This window comes from Mesorhizobium sp. BHbdii (assembly GCF_053848045.1).
The window spans coordinates 1713297-1730273 of the sequence record NZ_JBSPKX010000001.1; the positions used below are offsets into that span (position 1 = coordinate 1713297).

16 protein-coding genes are annotated in these 16977 nt (G+C 61.8%); 15 read left to right on the plus strand and 1 reads right to left on the minus strand.

Annotated features, from left to right (window positions below; translation table 11 throughout):
* Positions 1-20 precede the first annotated feature (20 nt).
* The 15 genes from ACWTU8_RS08315 to lpxB all read left to right on the plus strand — a co-directional run bounded on the left by ACWTU8_RS08315 (position 21) and on the right by lpxB (position 15420).
* On the plus strand, positions 21-1319 hold the full coding sequence (locus ACWTU8_RS08315) for a hypothetical protein (RefSeq protein WP_455847744.1): 1299 nt from the start codon (positions 21-23) through the stop codon (positions 1317-1319).
* 72 nt (positions 1320-1391) lie between these two features.
* Positions 1392-1670: a DUF4031 domain-containing protein gene (locus ACWTU8_RS08320; protein WP_287086971.1), complete on the plus strand. Its 279-nt coding sequence runs from the start codon at positions 1392-1394 to the stop codon at positions 1668-1670.
* A 206-nt stretch (positions 1671-1876) separates the two neighbouring features.
* A complete protein-coding gene (gene rpsB / locus ACWTU8_RS08325; protein WP_029352777.1) occupies positions 1877-2674 on the plus strand; it encodes a 30S ribosomal protein S2 in 798 nt (265 codons plus the stop codon).
* 117 nt (positions 2675-2791) lie between these two features.
* A complete protein-coding gene (gene tsf / locus ACWTU8_RS08330) occupies positions 2792-3715 on the plus strand; it encodes a translation elongation factor Ts (protein WP_029352775.1) in 924 nt (307 codons plus the stop codon).
* A gap of 298 nt (positions 3716-4013) precedes the next feature.
* The gene (gene pyrH, locus ACWTU8_RS08335; protein WP_029352773.1) at positions 4014-4736 is read left to right on the plus strand and encodes a UMP kinase; all 723 of its coding nucleotides are present in this window, start codon (positions 4014-4016) and stop codon (positions 4734-4736) included.
* Positions 4737-4859: 123 nt separating this feature from the next.
* A complete protein-coding gene (frr, locus tag ACWTU8_RS08340) occupies positions 4860-5414 on the plus strand; it encodes a ribosome recycling factor (protein WP_036267909.1) in 555 nt (184 codons plus the stop codon).
* Between the two features lie 32 nt (positions 5415-5446).
* Entirely contained in the window at positions 5447-6178 is a 732-nt protein-coding gene (locus tag ACWTU8_RS08345; RefSeq protein ID WP_455847745.1) for an isoprenyl transferase, read from the plus strand.
* On the plus strand, positions 6175-7005 hold the full coding sequence (locus ACWTU8_RS08350; RefSeq protein WP_455847746.1) for a phosphatidate cytidylyltransferase: 831 nt from the start codon (positions 6175-6177) through the stop codon (positions 7003-7005). The genes ACWTU8_RS08345 and ACWTU8_RS08350 overlap by 4 nt, the downstream gene beginning before the upstream one ends.
* Positions 7006-7121: 116 nt before the next feature.
* On the plus strand, positions 7122-8264 hold the full coding sequence (gene rseP, locus ACWTU8_RS08355) for an RIP metalloprotease RseP (protein ID WP_455847747.1): 1143 nt from the start codon (positions 7122-7124) through the stop codon (positions 8262-8264).
* A gap of 217 nt (positions 8265-8481) precedes the next feature.
* Positions 8482-10836, plus strand: coding sequence for an outer membrane protein assembly factor BamA (bamA, locus tag ACWTU8_RS08360; RefSeq protein ID WP_455847748.1), 2355 nt, complete (start codon positions 8482-8484; stop codon positions 10834-10836).
* A gap of 179 nt (positions 10837-11015) precedes the next feature.
* The gene (gene lpxD / locus ACWTU8_RS08365; protein ID WP_455847749.1) at positions 11016-12074 is read left to right on the plus strand and encodes a UDP-3-O-(3-hydroxymyristoyl)glucosamine N-acyltransferase; all 1059 of its coding nucleotides are present in this window, start codon (positions 11016-11018) and stop codon (positions 12072-12074) included.
* 1 nt (position 12075) lies between these two features.
* A complete protein-coding gene (gene fabZ / locus ACWTU8_RS08370) occupies positions 12076-12534 on the plus strand; it encodes a 3-hydroxyacyl-ACP dehydratase FabZ (RefSeq protein WP_095520391.1) in 459 nt (152 codons plus the stop codon).
* 13 nt (positions 12535-12547) lie between these two features.
* Positions 12548-13381: an acyl-ACP--UDP-N-acetylglucosamine O-acyltransferase gene (gene lpxA, locus ACWTU8_RS08375; protein ID WP_455847750.1), complete on the plus strand. Its 834-nt coding sequence runs from the start codon at positions 12548-12550 to the stop codon at positions 13379-13381.
* Positions 13368-14270: an LpxI family protein gene (locus ACWTU8_RS08380; protein WP_455847751.1), complete on the plus strand. Its 903-nt coding sequence runs from the start codon at positions 13368-13370 to the stop codon at positions 14268-14270. The genes lpxA and ACWTU8_RS08380 overlap by 14 nt, the downstream gene beginning before the upstream one ends.
* Positions 14260-15420, plus strand: a complete 1161-nt coding sequence (lpxB, locus tag ACWTU8_RS08385) for a lipid-A-disaccharide synthase (RefSeq protein WP_455847752.1) — start codon at positions 14260-14262, stop codon at positions 15418-15420. The genes ACWTU8_RS08380 and lpxB overlap by 11 nt, the downstream gene beginning before the upstream one ends.
* Positions 15421-15529: 109 nt before the next feature.
* On the opposite strand, the gene gltA is transcribed toward lpxB, so the two are convergent.
* Positions 15530-16858: a citrate synthase gene (gene gltA / locus ACWTU8_RS08390; protein ID WP_065009590.1), complete on the minus strand. Its 1329-nt coding sequence runs from the start codon at positions 16856-16858 to the stop codon at positions 15530-15532.
* Between the last annotated feature and the right edge of the window lie 119 nt (positions 16859-16977).

Below are 16977 nucleotides of genomic sequence, written 5' to 3' on the forward strand. Positions count from 1 at the left end.
TGGGTCGATCGGGGGGTGGGTTGAGCAGAATCGATGTGTTCGTGGCGCCGAGGCCCAATCCGGCGCTGATCAGGATCATGACTGTAGTCAACCGGGTTGTCATGTTGCATGGCATTCCCGGGTTTCGCGACCTGTTGCCGTTCAACCGCCTGGCCGGATTGCGCGGCGTCGCCAATGTCCGTCGTATCGACTTTCCCGACGACGACCGGCAGCGGCTGAAGGCCTGTTGCGGCGTCGGCAAGGCGACGTTCATAACGCCTAACCATCCGGAATTCTTTACCGACTGGATGATCGACAAGGAGATCGTCTCGCAGGTCAGTCCGCTCGCGGCATCCTGGGCCACGCATGGCGTCGTCAACGGCCTCGGCCGGATCATGCAGAAATTCTGGCTGGCCAACAATCTGATCGCCCAGATTCCCGGCAACAGTGGGGCCGCCAAGGAACACTCGATCGCCTGGGCGCTGAAAGGGCATGGTGTTCTCTTGCATCCCGAAGGCGGCGTCGGCTGGCATGCTAATGTCGTCGGTTCGCTCCTTCCGGGGGCGGTCGAGATGGGGTTCGAAGCGCTCAAGCGCGGTCGCGCCACGGATCAGGATTGTAGGATTTGGATCGCGCCGGTTGTCTGGAAGCTCGCCTTCACCAAAAATGTCGAGCCGGCGCTGGCGCAGGAATGCGCGTATGTCGAGAAGAGCCTGAAGATCGAACGCCGTGCCGCCGATACGCTGCCGGAGCGCGTCCACCATGTCTATGCGACGTTGCTGTCGCGCGATGAGATTGCCTGTGGCATGGCGCCCGACGAACGGGCTTCGTATGCAGCGCGTCAGACGCAACTGCTGCTCGAATTGAGCCGGCGCCTGGGGGAGGGCATTTCGTTCGATCCCGGCGCCAACGAGATCGCCGAGCTTTTGCGCCGGTCGCGCCGCTGGCTGCGGGAAAACACCGGCGACGCTGAGAGACAAAAACAGGTCCGCACGCTGGCGGACACCATCCAGCGTCTCCAGCGCGTCGGACCGTGGGCCTCAGTGAACTCGCGCATCACGCAAGAGGAGATCGCCGAGCATCTGAAGCGCGTCCGCAACGACTATTGCAAGGGCACGCTGCGCGACACGATCAACCGCTTCGTGCCGCAGCCGGCCGGGCCGCGCTGCGCGCATATCCGGGTGCCGGAACCGTTGGGATTGCACGCCTTTCCGGGCTCGATCGACGATGCGCTCGCCGAACTGCACAGCCGTATGCAGGCGGCTGTCACCACGTCAGTAGCCGAACTCGAAGCCGCGGGCGGCTTCATTTTCTATCCGAATCCCTTCTATCATCGCTAACGTTTGGATCTTGGCCCCAGGTGAACTGCGGCTCCGCTGGTCGGCGCAAGATGAAGGAGTGCGGCAAACCTCATGGCGGTGTATGTCGACGCGGCGATCTGGAAATGGGTCGGCCACCGCTGGTGTCATCTGCTGGCCGACGACACCGACGAGCTGCATCGTTTTGCAGCACAGCTCGGCGTCAAGCGTTCGTCCTATCAGGGGCCGCCGAAGACATCGGCGCCGCATTATGACATAACCGGCTTCGAGCGCGACCGCGCGGTGCGATTAGGCGCCATCGAATGCAGCCGCGAAGAGATCGTTGCTGTTTTCCGGCGTGTCCGCGTGCCGAAGGGGAAGATACGACTATAGCCCGGGTGCGCTGATCGCCGCATGCTGAGCCGCAAGACACCGCAGCGCTTGCGTTTGTCGCGCATCCCCTCTATATGCGCGCTCATTCCACACACGGACTTTGGTGTCTGCCCGGGAGAAATCCGGCTGAAACCTCCGGTGGCGTTCGAGGACAAAGTCCAGAAATGCCTGTGTCCGTGGAGGCTAACCGGAAAGGATACTCAAGAATGGCTCTGCCTGATTTCAGCATGCGCCAGCTTTTGGAAGCTGGCATTCACTTCGGCCACCAGACTCACCGCTGGAACCCGAAGATGGCGCCCTATATCTATGGCGCCCGGAACAACATCCACATCATCGACCTCTCGCAGACGGTGCCGCTGCTGCACCAGGCGCTCAAGCAGGTTTCCGACACCGTCGCCAAGGGTGGCCGCGTACTGTTCGTCGGCACCAAGCGCCAGGCGTCCGACATCGTCGCCGACGCCGCGCAGCGCTCGGCCCAGTACTATGTCAACTCCCGCTGGCTCGGCGGCATGATGACCAACTGGAAGACGATCTCGAATTCCATCCAGCGCCTGCGCAAGCTCGACGAGATGCTGGCTGGCGAGGCCCAGGGGCTCACCAAGAAGGAGCGCCTCAACCTCGATCGCGAGCGCGAGAAGCTCGACAAGGCGCTGGGCGGCATCAAGGACATGGGCTCGACGCCCGACCTGATGTTCGTGATCGACACCAACAAGGAAGCGATCGCCATCCTCGAGGCCAAGCGCCTCGGCATCCCGGTCGTCGCCATCATCGATTCCAACTGCGACCCGGACAAGATCGATTTCCCGATCCCCGGCAATGATGACGCGGCCCGCGCCATCCAGCTCTATTGCGATCTGATCGCCAAGGCTGCAATCGACGGCATTGCTCGCCAGCAGGGCGCGCTTGGCGTCGACGTTGGCGCTTTGGCCGAGGCCCCGATCGAGCCGGCACTCGAGCCGACGCCGACCGCCGAGACACCGGCTGCCCGGACACCGGAAGCATAGCAGGGAAGGCCGGTTTCGGCCTTCATCTTTCTCATATTCTGGCGCGCTAAGCGCTGGCGCCAGGCGCATCATCGAGGACCGGTGGTGCGTCGGTGCATTTTAAACAAAGAGGCGACAATGAGTATTTCGGCTGCACAGGTCAAAGAACTCCGCGACTTGACCGGCGCGGGCATGATGGACTGCAAGGCGGCGTTGAACGAGACCAACGGCAACATGGAAGAGGCCGTCGACTGGCTGCGCAAGAAGGGCATTTCCAAGGCCGACAAGAAGGCCGGCCGTACCGCGGCCGAAGGCCTGATCGGCGTCGATTCCGGTATCCGCGAGGCGGCGGTCGTCGAGGTCAATTCTGAGACCGACTTCGTTGCCCGCAACGCCGCCTTCCAGGAGATCGTCGCCAAGGTCGCCAAGGTCGCGCTCGCCTATGGCGGCAAGACCGAGGCCGTCGCAGCCGCCCCCTATCCGGGTTCCGACAAGTCGGTTGCCGACACCATCAAGGACGCTGTCGGCACTATCGGTGAGAATCTTGGCTTCCGCCGTTCGGCCAAGCTCACGGTCGAGCACGGCGCTGTCGCGACCTACGTCCACAATGCGGTTGCCGACGGCCTTGGCAAGCTCGGCGTGCTGGTCGCCATCGAGACGACAGGCAACGCGCAGGCCGCCAACGCCTTTGCCCGTCAGGTCGCCATGCATGTCGCCGCCACCAACCCGATGGCGCTGACGACGGAGCAGCTCGATCCGGCCGCGGTCGAGCGCGAGAAGGCGATCTTCGCCGACCAGGCGCGCCAGTCCGGCAAGCCGGAGGCGATCATCGAGAAGATGGTCGAGGGCCGTCTGCGCAAGTTCTACGAAGAGGTCGTGCTGCTCAAGCAGGCTTTCGTGCTCAATCCCGACATCACGGTCGAGAAGGCGCTGCAGGATGCCGAGAAGGAAATCGGCGCACCGGCCAAGATCACTGCTTATCTGCGCTTCGCGCTCGGCGAGGGCATCGAGAAGGAAGAGACCGATTTTGCGGCGGAAGTCGCGGCGGCGGTCAAGAAGTAAACCGCCCCCCATCTTTCTGAGAAGACTTTATGGCCGGGTGTCCGCGAGGATGCCCGGCCGATTTCTTGCGCGGTGCGGCCGGCGACAGGCCGGTTGGCTATCTGCCGGATCTGCTCATGCCCGGATCTGCTCATGCAAGGTGCATTTGCCGGCGTAAGCTAAAGGCTGGAAGAGAGTTTTCCGGTTCGGGCGCCGCGTGACATCGCGGCGCCCTTCGTGTATCGGAACCCAATGTTTCGGGGCAGCGCCTGCGCGGCGGCAGCCCGCGGCGCGTCACATGCATGATAATGAGGACCAGATGACGGTGAAGCCCCTCTACCGACGTGTCTTGCTGAAAGCATCTGGCGAAGCGTTGATGGGCGAGCAGCATTTCGGCATCGACGTGTCGGTAGTCGATCGCATCGCCGCCGACATAGCCGAGGCCCGCGCCCTGGGCATCGAGGTCGGCATCGTCATCGGCGGCGGCAACATCTTTCGCGGCGTGGCGGTTGCGTCCAAGGGAGGTGACCGGGTCACCGGCGACCACATGGGCATGCTCGCCACCGTCATCAACTCGCTGGCGCTGCGCACTTCGCTGAACAAGATCGGCGTCGACGCGGTGGTGCTGTCGGCAATCGCCATGCCTGAGCTTTGCGAGAGCTTTTCGCAGCGCCAAGCGACCGCCTACATGAACCAGGGCAAGGTCGTCATTTTCGCCGGCGGCACCGGCAATCCTTTCTTCACCACCGATTCGGCCGCGGCGCTGCGCGCGGCGGAAATCGGCGCCGATGCGCTGTTCAAGGGTACCCAGGTCGACGGCGTTTATTCGGCAGATCCCAAGAAGGACCCGAATGCGACCCGCTTCGAGCGCATCAGCCATGGCGAAGTCATAAGACGCGGTCTTTCGATCATGGATACGGCCGCGATTGCACTTGCGCGCGAAAACAACATTCCGATAATCGTTTATTCGATCCACGAGAAGGGTGGTTTCGGTGATATTCTGAGGGGCGGCGGCCGTTGCACGGTCGTCACGGACGACTGATCGGGAGCCCGATCCCGAACCGAAGGTTTCCCGTAGGCGAAAAGCGGGAACCGGTTTCCGGATTGAGGCTTGAATACGGGATTACCCTGAAGTGAACCCGGCTAACGGGTCGAGGAGACGATGATGAGTGGCGAATACGATGATCTCAAACGGCGCATGGACGGGGCGATCGCTGCGTTCAAGCACGATCTGGCTTCGCTGCGGACCGGCCGCGCTTCGAGCAACCTGCTCGACGCGATCCAGGTGCAGGCCTACGGCACCACCATGCCGATCAACCAGGTGGCAAACGTGTCGGTGCCGGAGCCGCGCATGATTTCGGTTTCGGTCTGGGATAAGTCGATGGTCGGCGCGGTCGATCGCGCCATCCGTGAATCCAATCTCGGCTTCAATCCGATCGTCGATGGCACCAATCTCAGAATTCCGCTGCCCGAGCTCAACGAACAGCGCCGCAAGGAACTGGTCAAGATCTCGCACGGTTATGCAGAGAATGCCCGTATAGCCGTGCGCCACGTGCGCCGGGACGGCATGGAGTTTCTCAAAAAGGCGGAAAAGGACGGCGATATAAGCGAAGACGATCATCGCAAGCGGTCCGACCAGGTTCAGAAACTCACCGACGAGACGATCAGCACCATCGACCATCTGCTTTCCGATAAGGAAGCTGAAATCATGCAGGTTTAGGGTCTGGCCACTGCTGGCTCGAAAGCGAGAACATGACAAGCCCCGCGCATGTCGCGATCATCATGGACGGAAACGGACGTTGGGCCAAGGCGCGTGGCTTGCCACGGCTTGCTGGGCATCGTGCCGGCGTCGAGGCGCTGCGCAACACGGTGCGCGCCGCTCCTGGCCTCGGCATCTCGTTCCTGACCGTCTACGCCTTCTCCTCGGAAAACTGGTCGCGGCCGAAGTCCGAAGTCAGCGACCTAATGGGCCTGTTGAAAATCTTCATTCGCCGCGATCTCGCCGAGCTGCACCAAAACGGCGTGCGGGTCAGGATCATCGGCGACAGGGCAGGGCTGCAGCCTGACATCAGGACCCTGCTTGAAGAGGCCGAAACCCTGACCGTCCACAACGACGCCCTGACCCTGATCATCGCTTTCAACTATGGCGGACGCGACGAGATCGTGCGCACAGCGCGCAAGCTTGCCTCGGCGGTGGCGCGCGGCGAGCTCGACAGCGAGGCGATCACGGCCGAATCCTTTGCCGGCTCTCTCGACACCCAGGGTATTCCGGATCCGGAACTGGTCATCCGTACCAGCGGCGAGCTCAGGCTGTCGAATTTCCTTCTGTGGCAAGCGGCCTATAGCGAGCTTGTTTTCCTGCCTTGCTACTGGCCCGATTTCAGCCGCGAGCATTTGGCCGACGCATTGCGCGACTTTGCCGGTCGCGAGCGCCGTTTCGGCGGTCTGGGCGCTCAAGACGTCGCCGTGACGGCCAAGGGATGAGCAACCTCCAGCTTCGGGTTATTTCTGCCGTCGTGCTTGCGGTCGTCACACTCAGCCTGACCTGGCTGGGCGGACTGCCCTTCCGGTTGCTTTGCGCGGCCATGACGATTCTGATCTTCTACGAATGGTCACGAATGTGCCGCCCGGTTGCCGCCACGGGTCTTGGTTTTCTGCCGGAAGCGCTGCTTCTGGTTTTCGTCGGCGGTTTGGTCGCCGGCTTGCCTGCGTCATGGCTTCTGCTTCTTGTGGCAGTGATGGTCGTTGTCACCGTGGTCGTGGGTTCGATGCGCCAGATTTCGATGCGCCAGGCGGGACAGTGGGACGCGTCCGGCCTTGCCTATGCCGCCATTTCCGGACTGTCACTTGCTCTTTTGCGTGACGGCGATCATCCCGGCCTCGTCGCCATTCTCTTCCTGTTCGCGGTGGTTTGGGCGACCGACATATCAGCCTATTTCGTCGGCCGCGCTGTCGGCGGTCCGAAGCTGGCGCCGTCGATCTCACCAGGCAAGACTCAGAGCGGGGCACTCGGCGGCGCCGTCGGCGGCGTGGTTGCCGGGCTGCTTCTGGCGGCCGCGGCCGGAGGCGGAAATCTCGCAGTGCTCGGCGTCGTCGCGCTCGTGCTTTCGCTCGTCTCCCAAGCCGGCGACCTTTTCGAATCATGGGTGAAGCGCCGCCACAACCGCAAGGATTCGGGCACGCTGATACCGGGCCATGGCGGCGTCATGGACCGGGTCGACGGGCTTGTCGCGGCGGCTTTCGCCCTGTACGTCATCGGCTGGATTTCGGCGACCGCCGACCATCCGGCACAGGGGCTGTTTCCAGCTTGACCAGCATTGATTCCCGGCCTGGTTTTCTTGACCTGCGCAGGATGCGCCATGGATTCGCCTGGATTGATGCCACAGTCGCGGTACGACCGTGCTGCGGACGAATTTGAGGACATGAGTTGAACGAGATTCTTCACGCGGTTTTCAGCACGGAAGGCTTTGTCCTGGGCACGCTGGTGCCGTTCCTGTTCGTGCTGACCGTAGTCGTGTTCGTCCACGAGATGGGCCATTATCTCGTCGGCCGCTGGTGCGGCATCGGCGTGAAAGTCTTTTCGATCGGCTTCGGCCCGGAACTCTTCGGCTTCAATGACAGCCATGGCACGCGCTGGAAACTCTGCGCAATACCACTCGGCGGCTACGTCAAATTCGTCGGCGACATGAACGCCACATCGAGCCAGCCCAGCTCGGAGGAGATCGAAACGCTGACCGATGCCGAGCGCAAGATCGCGTTTCACGCGCAGCCGGTCTGGAAGCGCGCCGCGACTGTGGTGGCCGGTCCGCTGTTCAATTTCCTGCTGACGATCGCCGTCTTCGCGGTGCTGTTTACCGCCTATGGCCGCCCTGTGATGGAGCCGATGGTGGCTGAAGTCACCGCCGACAGTCCGGCGGCGCAGGCCGGGATCCTGCCCGGGGACCGATTCGTCAGCGTCGACGGCAGCAAGGTCCAGACCTTCGCCGACGTCCAGCGCCGGGTCTCGGGCCGCGGCGGCGACGCCATCACCTTCGTCATGCTGCGCGACGGCAAGGAGATCACCGTTACGGCGACGCCGCGGTTAATGGAACAGGAAGACGCGCTGGGCAACAAGGTCAAGGTGGCCGTGATCGGCGTCGTCAACAACCAGGAATTCGGCCAACCGCGCCTGATCACCTACAGCCCGGCTGGCGCACTGGCTGCCGCGGTCGAGGAAACCGGCCACATCATCCAGGGTACCGGCCAGTTCCTGCAGCGTTTCGTCGTCGGTCGCGAAGACAAATGCCAGCTGGGCGGTCCAATCAAGATCGCAAAGATGTCGGGGCAGGCGGCAAAACTGGGCTTCGACTGGCTTGTGCAACTTGTTGCGCTGTTGTCGGTCGGGATCGGTATTCTCAACCTTTTGCCGATTCCCCCCCTCGACGGCGGCCATCTCCTGTTCTACGGCGTGGAGGCCGTCATTCGGCGACCGGTGTCGGAACGGATGATGGAAATGGGTTACAGGGCCGGCCTGCTTTTCGTCTTGGGCTTCATGGGGTTCGTTTTCTGGAACGACCTGTTTGGATGCTGAAATCATGAAGAAATTTGGCTTCGGCACAGCCAATGTTGAGACGCCGTTTACCATGCATGGGGATATGCGTGACGCGAAAGCCACGCAACAGGGTTAAGTAAATACAAATTAACCAGGAGCCTTGCGTGTAGGGAAAATCCGGTTAATACGGTAGGGGAAATTACCGCACGTCCGGTTTTCTCGCCGTGGGGACTTCGAGAAAAGGTACAAAAGCCCGATGAAGGCAGCATCCAAGTTTCTGAGCGCCGCGTCCGCGGTGGCCCTGTCCGCCGCCCTGGTCGTACCAGGTGCGCTCGCAGTGCAGTTCGTTGCCACATCGGCGGCCGAGGCCGCTGTTGTTTCAAGAGTTGAAGTCAGCGGCAATCAGCGTGTCGACGCCGACACGATCCGCAACTACGTCACGATCAAGCCCGGCAAGCCATTTTCCAGTTCCGATATCGACGATGCGGTCAAGGCGCTGTTCGGCACCGGGCTGTTCTCGGACGTCCAGATCAACCAGGTCGGTTCGTCGCTGGTCATCAAGGTTTCCGAATATCAGGTCGTGAACCAGGTGCTGTTCCAGGGCAACAAGAAGCTCAAGGACAACGCCCTTGCGGCCGCGGTCCAGTTGAAGCCGCGTGGAACGTTCTCGCAGCAGGCGCTCGATGCCGATGTCGAGGCGGTCAAGGCTGCCTACAGGCGTATCGGCCGCGACGACGCCGCCGTGACCACCCAGATCATGGACCTCGGCGACAACCGCGTGAACGTGGTCTTCAACATCAACGAAGGCGGCCGCACGCAGATCGCCGCGATCAATTTCGTCGGCAACAGTGCCTACTCGAGCCGTCGCCTGTCCGACGTCATCTCCACCAAGCGCTCGTCCATCCTTTCGTTCGTGCTGCGCGACGACGTTTATGACGAAGATAAGCTGCGCGCCGACGAGGAGCTGCTGCGCCGTTTTTATTACAATCACGGCTATGCTGACTTCCAGGTGATTTCCGCGGTCGGCGAACTCGACGAAACCACCAACAAGTACACGGTGACCATCACCGTGCAGGAGGGCGACCGCTACACCTTCGGCGACGTCAGCGTCGAGAGCACGATTCCCGAGGTCGACGCTGCATCGCTGCAGTCGGCGGTCGAAACCCACAAGGGCGACGTTTACAACGCTGAGAACGTCGAAGACACCATCATTGCGTTGACCGAGAGGGTCGCCGGTTCCGGCTATCCCTTCGCCCAGGTGACGCCGCGCGGCGACCGCAATTTCGAGAACCACACCATTTCAGTGGTCTATACGATCGACCAGGGCACCAAGGCCTATGTCGAGCGCATCGAGATTCGCGGCAACGACCGGACACGCGACTATGTCATTCGCCGCGAATTCGACGTGAGCGAGGGCGATGCCTTCAACCAGGTTCTCATCCAGCGCGCGAAGAAGCGGCTGGAAGCGCTCGATTATTTTGAAAAAGTCGAAGTTTCCACCGTTCCCGGCTCTGAGCCAGACCAGGTGGTGCTCGTGGTCGACGTGGTTGAAAAATCGACCGGCGAGTTCTCGATTGGCGCCGGCTATTCGACAGGCGGCGACACGTCAGGCCCGTCGGTCGAGGGATCGATCACCGAGCGCAACTTCCTCGGACGCGGCCAGTTCATCAAACTATCGGCGGGCGGCGGCAGGAATTCGCGCGACTACAGCTTCTCCTTCACCGAGCCCTATTTCCTCGGGCGGCGCATTGCCGCCGGTTTCGATGTCTTCAATCGGACCAGGGAGTACGACGACTATAAGAGCGAGACGCTAGGCGCGACAGTGCGCTTCGGCCTGCCGATCACCGACAACATCTCGACGCAGCTGGCGTACAATATCTCGCAGGAGAAGTATAAGCTCGACGATGGCTGCGATCCAATGGCTGGCTGCGACATCTCTACGGCTATCCTAAACGGGATTGAGGAAAGCCCGTGGCTCAAGTCGTCGGTCAGTCTCGGCCTGGTTTACAACACCATCGACGACATGAAGAACCCGCATGAAGGCATCTTCGCCAACGTCACCACGGAATTCGCCGGCCTCGGCGGCGACGCCAAATTCGTCAAGGTGACCGCGCGTGGCAGCGTTTACCAGACATTGTCTGAGCAGCTTGATCTGGTTGGTTTGATTTCGGGCGGAGCCGGCCATATCCAGGGCTACGGCAACGACGACCTGCGCATCTTCGATCATTTCCAGAGCAGCGACCGCATGATTCGTGGCTTCGCCTATGGCGGCATTGGCCCGGTCGACAATGAAGACGGCGACGACCATCTCGGTGGCACCACCTATTTCAATGCCTCTGCGGAAGCCCAGTTCCCAATGCCGGTCATTCCGGAAAGCTTCGGCCTGCGCGGCGCGGTCTTCGCCGATGCGGCGACGCTCTATGGCAGCAAGATCGATCCTACACTGGTCGATCAGTCGACGGTCGACATGCAGTGGCGCGCCTCTGTCGGCGTCGGTCTTATGTGGGCGTCGCCCTTTGGCCCGATCCGCATCGACTATGCGATTCCGGTCCTCAAGGAGGACACCGACGACGTGCAGGAATTCAACTTCGGTATATCGACCCGCTTCTGATCGGTGGGCAACGATGCTTCCGGGCGCTGGAGTCCGGAAGAGAGTGATCCGACACTACAGCGCCGAGCGTCCTCTTGGACGCGCAAAGGACGCTGTAGAACTTTGATTTTGCGCATGATGCTTTCCGAAAATCGATTCCGATTTTCGGGGTCATGCGCTAGCTGGATATAGCTTCTGGAATGACCGATCCGGTGTTCTTCGCGCCATCACGCCGGTATACGGCTGGCGAAGTCGCGAATCTGACCGGCTCGGTGCTTGTTGATCCCGACCTCTCCGATATATCGATCGAAGCCTTGGCGCCGGCAAGCGAAGGCGGCGAGCACGCTCTTGTCTTCGTCGATGGCAGGCGCAACTTCGCGCTGATGCAATCGCTGCGGGCAGCGGCGGTTCTCTGTCCCGCCGAATTTGCCGGCAAAGCGCCGGCGGGCATCGCGGTTTTGGTCCATCCACGCCCGCAACAGGCTTTCGCGATGGTCGGACGCCTTCTTTTTCCGGCGGCTGCGACACCGGCGCCGATGACCGGCGAAACCGGTATCTCGCCGCATGCCCATGTCGATCTATCGGCGCATGTCGAGGCCGGCGCGATCGTCGAGGCCGGCGCGATCATCGGCCCCCGCGCATCTATCGGCAGCGGAACCGTCATTGCTCCTCATGCCGTCATCGGTCCCTCCTGCCAGTTCGGCCGCGACGGCTATGTCGGTCCAGGCGCCAGCATCCAGTACGCCCTTATCGGCAACCGCGTCATCATTCATGGCGGCGCCCGCATCGGCCAGGACGGTTTTGGCTTCGTGGCCGGCGCCAAGGGCCCGGAGCGCGTCCCGCAAATCGGCCGGGTCGTCATCCAGGACGACGTCGAGATCGGTTCGAACACCACGGTCGATCGTGGCGCCATGTCCGACACGATCATCGGTCAAGGCACCAAGATCGACAATCTGGTGCAGATCGCTCATAACGTCCGTATCGGCCGCAACTGCATAATCGCCGGCCTTTCGGGTATTTCCGGTTCCGTAACGGTGGGCGACAACGTCACCATGGGTGGCGGTGTCGGCCTTGCAGATCACCTGACCATAGGGACAGGAGCCAAGCTTGCTGCAAGAAGCGGGTTCATGAGCAACGTCCCTGCGGGCGAGATTTGGGGTGGGTACCCAGCGCAGCCCATGGCGGAAGCCATGCGGGAGATCGCGGCTCTGCGAAGACTGGCCAGGGCGCGCAAATTAGGCGACGGAGGGAAGAACTGAGATGGTGGCGGCGACGACGCTCGAGGCGGTCGACATATTGGGGCTGATGAAGCTCCTGCCGCATCGCTATCCGTTCCTGATGATCGACCGCATCATCGACATCGATGGCGACGAGTCCGCTATAGGCATCAAGAACGTGACCATAAACGAGCCGCATTTCCAGGGTCATTTTCCGGATCAGCCGGTCATGCCCGGCGTGCTGATCGTCGAGGCGATGGCACAGACGGCTGGCGCCATCTGCATCCGCAGCCTTGGCACCGAAAAACCGTCGCTGGTCTATTTCCTGACCATCGACAATGCCAAATTCCGTAAACCGGTCGTTCCCGGCGACCAGTTGAAGATCCATGTGAAGAAAATCAAGAAACGCGGCAACCTTCTCAAATTCGCCTGCGAGGCTCTGGTCGACGGCGTCAAGGCCGCGGAAGCCGAGATCTCGGCGATGATGGTTACGAGCGACTGACGATCGAATGCTTATGAAAATCCAGACAGTCATCCATCCATCGTCGGTCATCGAGGCCGGCGCAAAAATCGGCGAAGGCGTCCGCATCGGGCCGTTCTGCCACATCAGCGCCGACGCGGTGATCGGCGACCGCGTCGAACTGGTCAGCCACGTCTCGGTGATGGGCGCGACCATCATCGGTGCGTCGACCAAAGTGTATCCGATGGCGACACTGGGCGCGCCGCCGCAGAACACCAAGCACAAGGGCGGCCGCACCACGCTGGTCATCGGCGAGAACTGCACGATCCGCGAAGGCGTGACCATGCACCTCGGCACCGATTCCAGCCGCGGCGAGACGACGATTGGCGACAACGGCAATTTCCTTGCCTACGCCCACATCGCCCATGACTGCATCGTCGGCAAGAATGCCACCTTCGCCAATCAGGCGACGCTGGGCGGCCATTGCGAGATCGGCGACAACGTCTATATCGGTGGCCTCACCGCCGTTCATCAGTTTGTCCGCGTCGGTGACAACGCCTTTCTCGGCGGTTGTTCGGCAATCGTCGGGGATGTCATTCCCTACGCCATCGCCGTCGGCAATCGCGCCAGCCTTCGCGGACTCAACATCATCGGCCTGAAGCGCGCGGGCCTGCCGCGCTCCGAGATCCATACGCTGCGCAAGGCCTACAGGACGATCTTCGATCGCTCCCGAACCGTCGGCGAGAACGTCGAGTTCGCCAAGGCGGAATTCGCCTCGTCACCGACCGCCATGAAAATCATCGATTTCATCGCCAGTCGCGGCAAGCGGCACTATGCCGTCCCGTCGCTCAAGGCTGGCGACGGCGACGATGCAGATGACGAAGATTGAGGCCACCCGGACGGGCCTTGATCTCGCGCCAGACGCCAAGGTCGGCATCATTGCCGGCGGCGGCAGTCTGCCGGTCGAAGTCGCCAGGGCGCTTGGTGGGCAAGGTAAGTCTCCCTTCGTGGTAATCGTGGCGGGCGAGGTCGACCGCATATCCGATTTCGACGCCTACGAGCAGGCGACGTTGAGGCTGGAGGATGTTGGCTCACTGCTGCCGACGCTCAAAAATCATCATGTTACCCATTTGGTGACAGCGGGCCATATCACACGCCGTCCCCGGCTGAGCGCCATGCGCCTCAATCTCGGCCTGCTCGCCTGGGTGCCCAGCCTTTTTGTCGGTGTAACCCAAGGCGACGACACCGTGCTGAAACTGTTCGTGCGGAGGATCGAGCGCAGCGGCATCAACGTTGTCGGCGCCCATGAGATCGTGCCGGAATTGGTCGCTGCCGAAGGCGCGCTGACCAAGGCTATGCCGCGGAAATCCGATTGGCGCGACATCGAAGCGGCGCATACGGCGGCAAAGGCCATCGGCGCGCTGGATATCGGCCAGGCGGCTGTTGCGATCGGCGGCCGCGCCATCGCGCTGGAGGGCGTCGAGGGCACTGACGGATTGCTCGATCGAACAAGGCAGTTGCGCGACCATGGCAGGCTGGCCGGTAGAACGCGCGGCGTCCTGGTCAAATGCGCCAAGCCCGGCCAGGAGTTGCGCGCCGACCTGCCCTCCATCGGCCCGCATACGGTCGAGGCGGCGCATGCCGCCGGACTTGCCGGCATTGCCATCGAAGCCGGCCGCTCGCTGGTTCTGGAAGGCCCTACCGTCGTTGCCCGCGCCAATGCGCTCGGCCTATTCGTGATCGGCCTGCCTGCTGCGGAGCCGATGCATGGCGACTAAGAAACCGCTGAAGATCGCCATCGTCGCCGGCGAGGAATCCGGCGACCTGCTTGGCGCCGACATCGTAGCGTCGCTCAAGCGCGCGACTGGCCGCGAGGTCCGGCTCGTCGGCATCGGCGGCCGGCATTTGCAGGCGCTCGGCCTCACGCCGCTCTTCGACGGCGGCGAGATCGCGCTGATGGGCCTGAGCGCCATCCTGCGCGACCTGCCGCGCCTGATGCGACGGATCAGCCAGACGGCCGACGCGGTCGCCGGTGAAAAGCCCGACTGCCTCATCACCATCGACAGCCCGGATTTTTCGCTGCGCGTGGCGAAGAAGGTGCGTGCCGCCGATCCGGCAATCCCGATCATCCACTATGTCTGCCCGAGCGTCTGGGCGTGGCGGCCGGGCAGGGCGGAAGCGATGAAACCGTATGTCGATCATATCCTCTGCATCCTGCCTTTCGAGGTGAAGGAGCTCGCCCGCCTCGGCGGTCCGCCCGGCACCTATATCGGCCATCGCCTTATGCACGATCCGGGCGTGCTCGGCGCTGCCAAGGCGCAAAGCCTGCTGCGCGACCTGTCCGAGGATCGTGTGAAGACACTGCTTGTGCTGCCCGGCTCGCGTCGCGGTGAGGTGCGACGGCTGGTTGGCCCGTTCGGCAAGACGATCTCGATCCTACGCGCACGCGGACACCGCTTGCGCCTGCTGTTGCCGACGGTGCCGCATGTCGCCGACCTAGTCAGGGCTTCGGTGGCAAGCTGGGACGAGAAGCCGGAGATCATCCTTGATACCGAACGCAAATGGCAGGCCTTCGGCAAGGCCGATGCAGCGCTGATCGCATCGGGAACGGTGTCGCTGGAACTGGCGCTGTCGGGCGTGCCGATGATCTCCTGCTACCGGCTCGATCCGGTCATGCGGATTGCCCAGCGCCTGATCACCGTATGGAGCGCCGCCTTGCCCAATCTCATCGCCGATCGCCCGATCGTGCCGGAAAGCTACAACGAATATGTGCGGCCGCACTATCTGGCGCGGCAGTTGGAGGCGCTTTTTTCCGACACCCCCTATCGCGCATGGCAGAAGGACGGTTTTGCCGAGGTGGCCAGACGCATGGCCGTTGATGAACCTTCCGGCGATATCGCTGCGGGGGTCGTGATGAAATACATCTAGTGAGTAGTGAGTAGTGAGTAGTGAGTAGTGAGTAGTGAGTAGTGAAGATAGCAGAGCACCGCTCGGCGTCTAGAATTCCTATTTACTACTCACTACTCACTTCTTCTATTCAGCGCTTAGCAATCGGCACGTAGTCGCGTTCCGGCGCACCTGTATAGAGCTGGCGCGGGCGACCGATCTTCTGGTGCGGATCCTCGATCATCTCTTTCCACTGCGCGATCCAGCCGACGGTACGGGCGACCGCGAACAGCACGGTGAACATGGTGGTGGGGAAGCCCAGCGCCTTCAGCGTGATGCCGGAATAGAAATCGACGTTCGGATAAAGCTTCTTCTCGATGAAATAGGAGTCGGTCAGCGCGATCTTTTCCAGTTCCATGGCGATGTCGAGCAGCGGATCATCCTTGATGCCGAGTTCGCCCAAAACCTCATGTGCGGTCTTCTGCATGATCTTGGCGCGCGGATCGTAGTTCTTGTAGACGCGGTGGCCAAAGCCCATCAACCGGAACGGATCGTTCTTGTCCTTGGCGCGGGCGATGAATTCCGGGATGTGGTCGACATGGCCGATCTCGCCCAGCATGTTCAAGGCCGCTTCGTTGGCGCCGCCATGAGCCGGTCCCCACAGGCAGGCGATGCCGGCGGCGATGCAGGCAAACGGGTTGGCGCCCGACGAGCCGGCGAGGCGAACGGTCGAGGTCGAGGCGTTCTGCTCGTGATCGGCATGCAGGATGAAGATGCGCTCCATCGCACGCGCCAGCACCGGATTGATCTTGTATTCCTCACACGGCACGGCAAAGCACATATGCAGGAAGTTGGCCGCGAAATTCAGCTCGTTCTTCGGGTAAATGAAGGGCTGGCCGATGTGGTACTTATAAGCCATCGCCGCGATCGTCGGCATCTTGGCGATCAGCCGCATCGACGCGACCATGCGCTGGTAGGGGTCCGAGATGTCGGTGGAATCGTGATAGAAGGCTGACAGCGCGCCGACCACGCCGCACATCACCGCCATCGGGTGCGCGTCGCGGCGAAAACCGGTGAAGAAGCGCGACATCTGCTCGTGCACCATGGTGTGGCGCGTCACCCGGTAGTCGAAATCGTCCTTCTGCGCCTTGGTCGGCAATTCGCCGTAGAGCAAGAGGTAGCAGACTTCGAGGAAGTCGCCATGTTCGGCCAACTGGTCGATCGGATAGCCGCGATGCAAAAGGATGCCGGCATCGCCATCGATGAAGGTGATTTCCGACTCGCAGCTGGCCGTCGAAGTGAAGCCGGGATCATAAGTGAACGCCCCGGTGGTGCTGTAAAGCGAGCCGATATCGATGACGTCTGGTCCGACCGAGCCGCTTCGCACCTTGAGCTCGTGAGTTTTGCCGCCGAATTCAAGTTTCGCAGTCGACGCGTGGGTTTTGCCGCCAAATTCCATTTTTGTCGCAGCTTCGGACATTGCAAACTCCTTTAGGTTTTCTCATGCCGGCAAAGGCGAAATATCTGCAACGCAACACTTCGAAAGCACCGGAGTTCGCGCGTTTGCGCCCGCAATTGGATTTGCGTGCCAAATTGGGC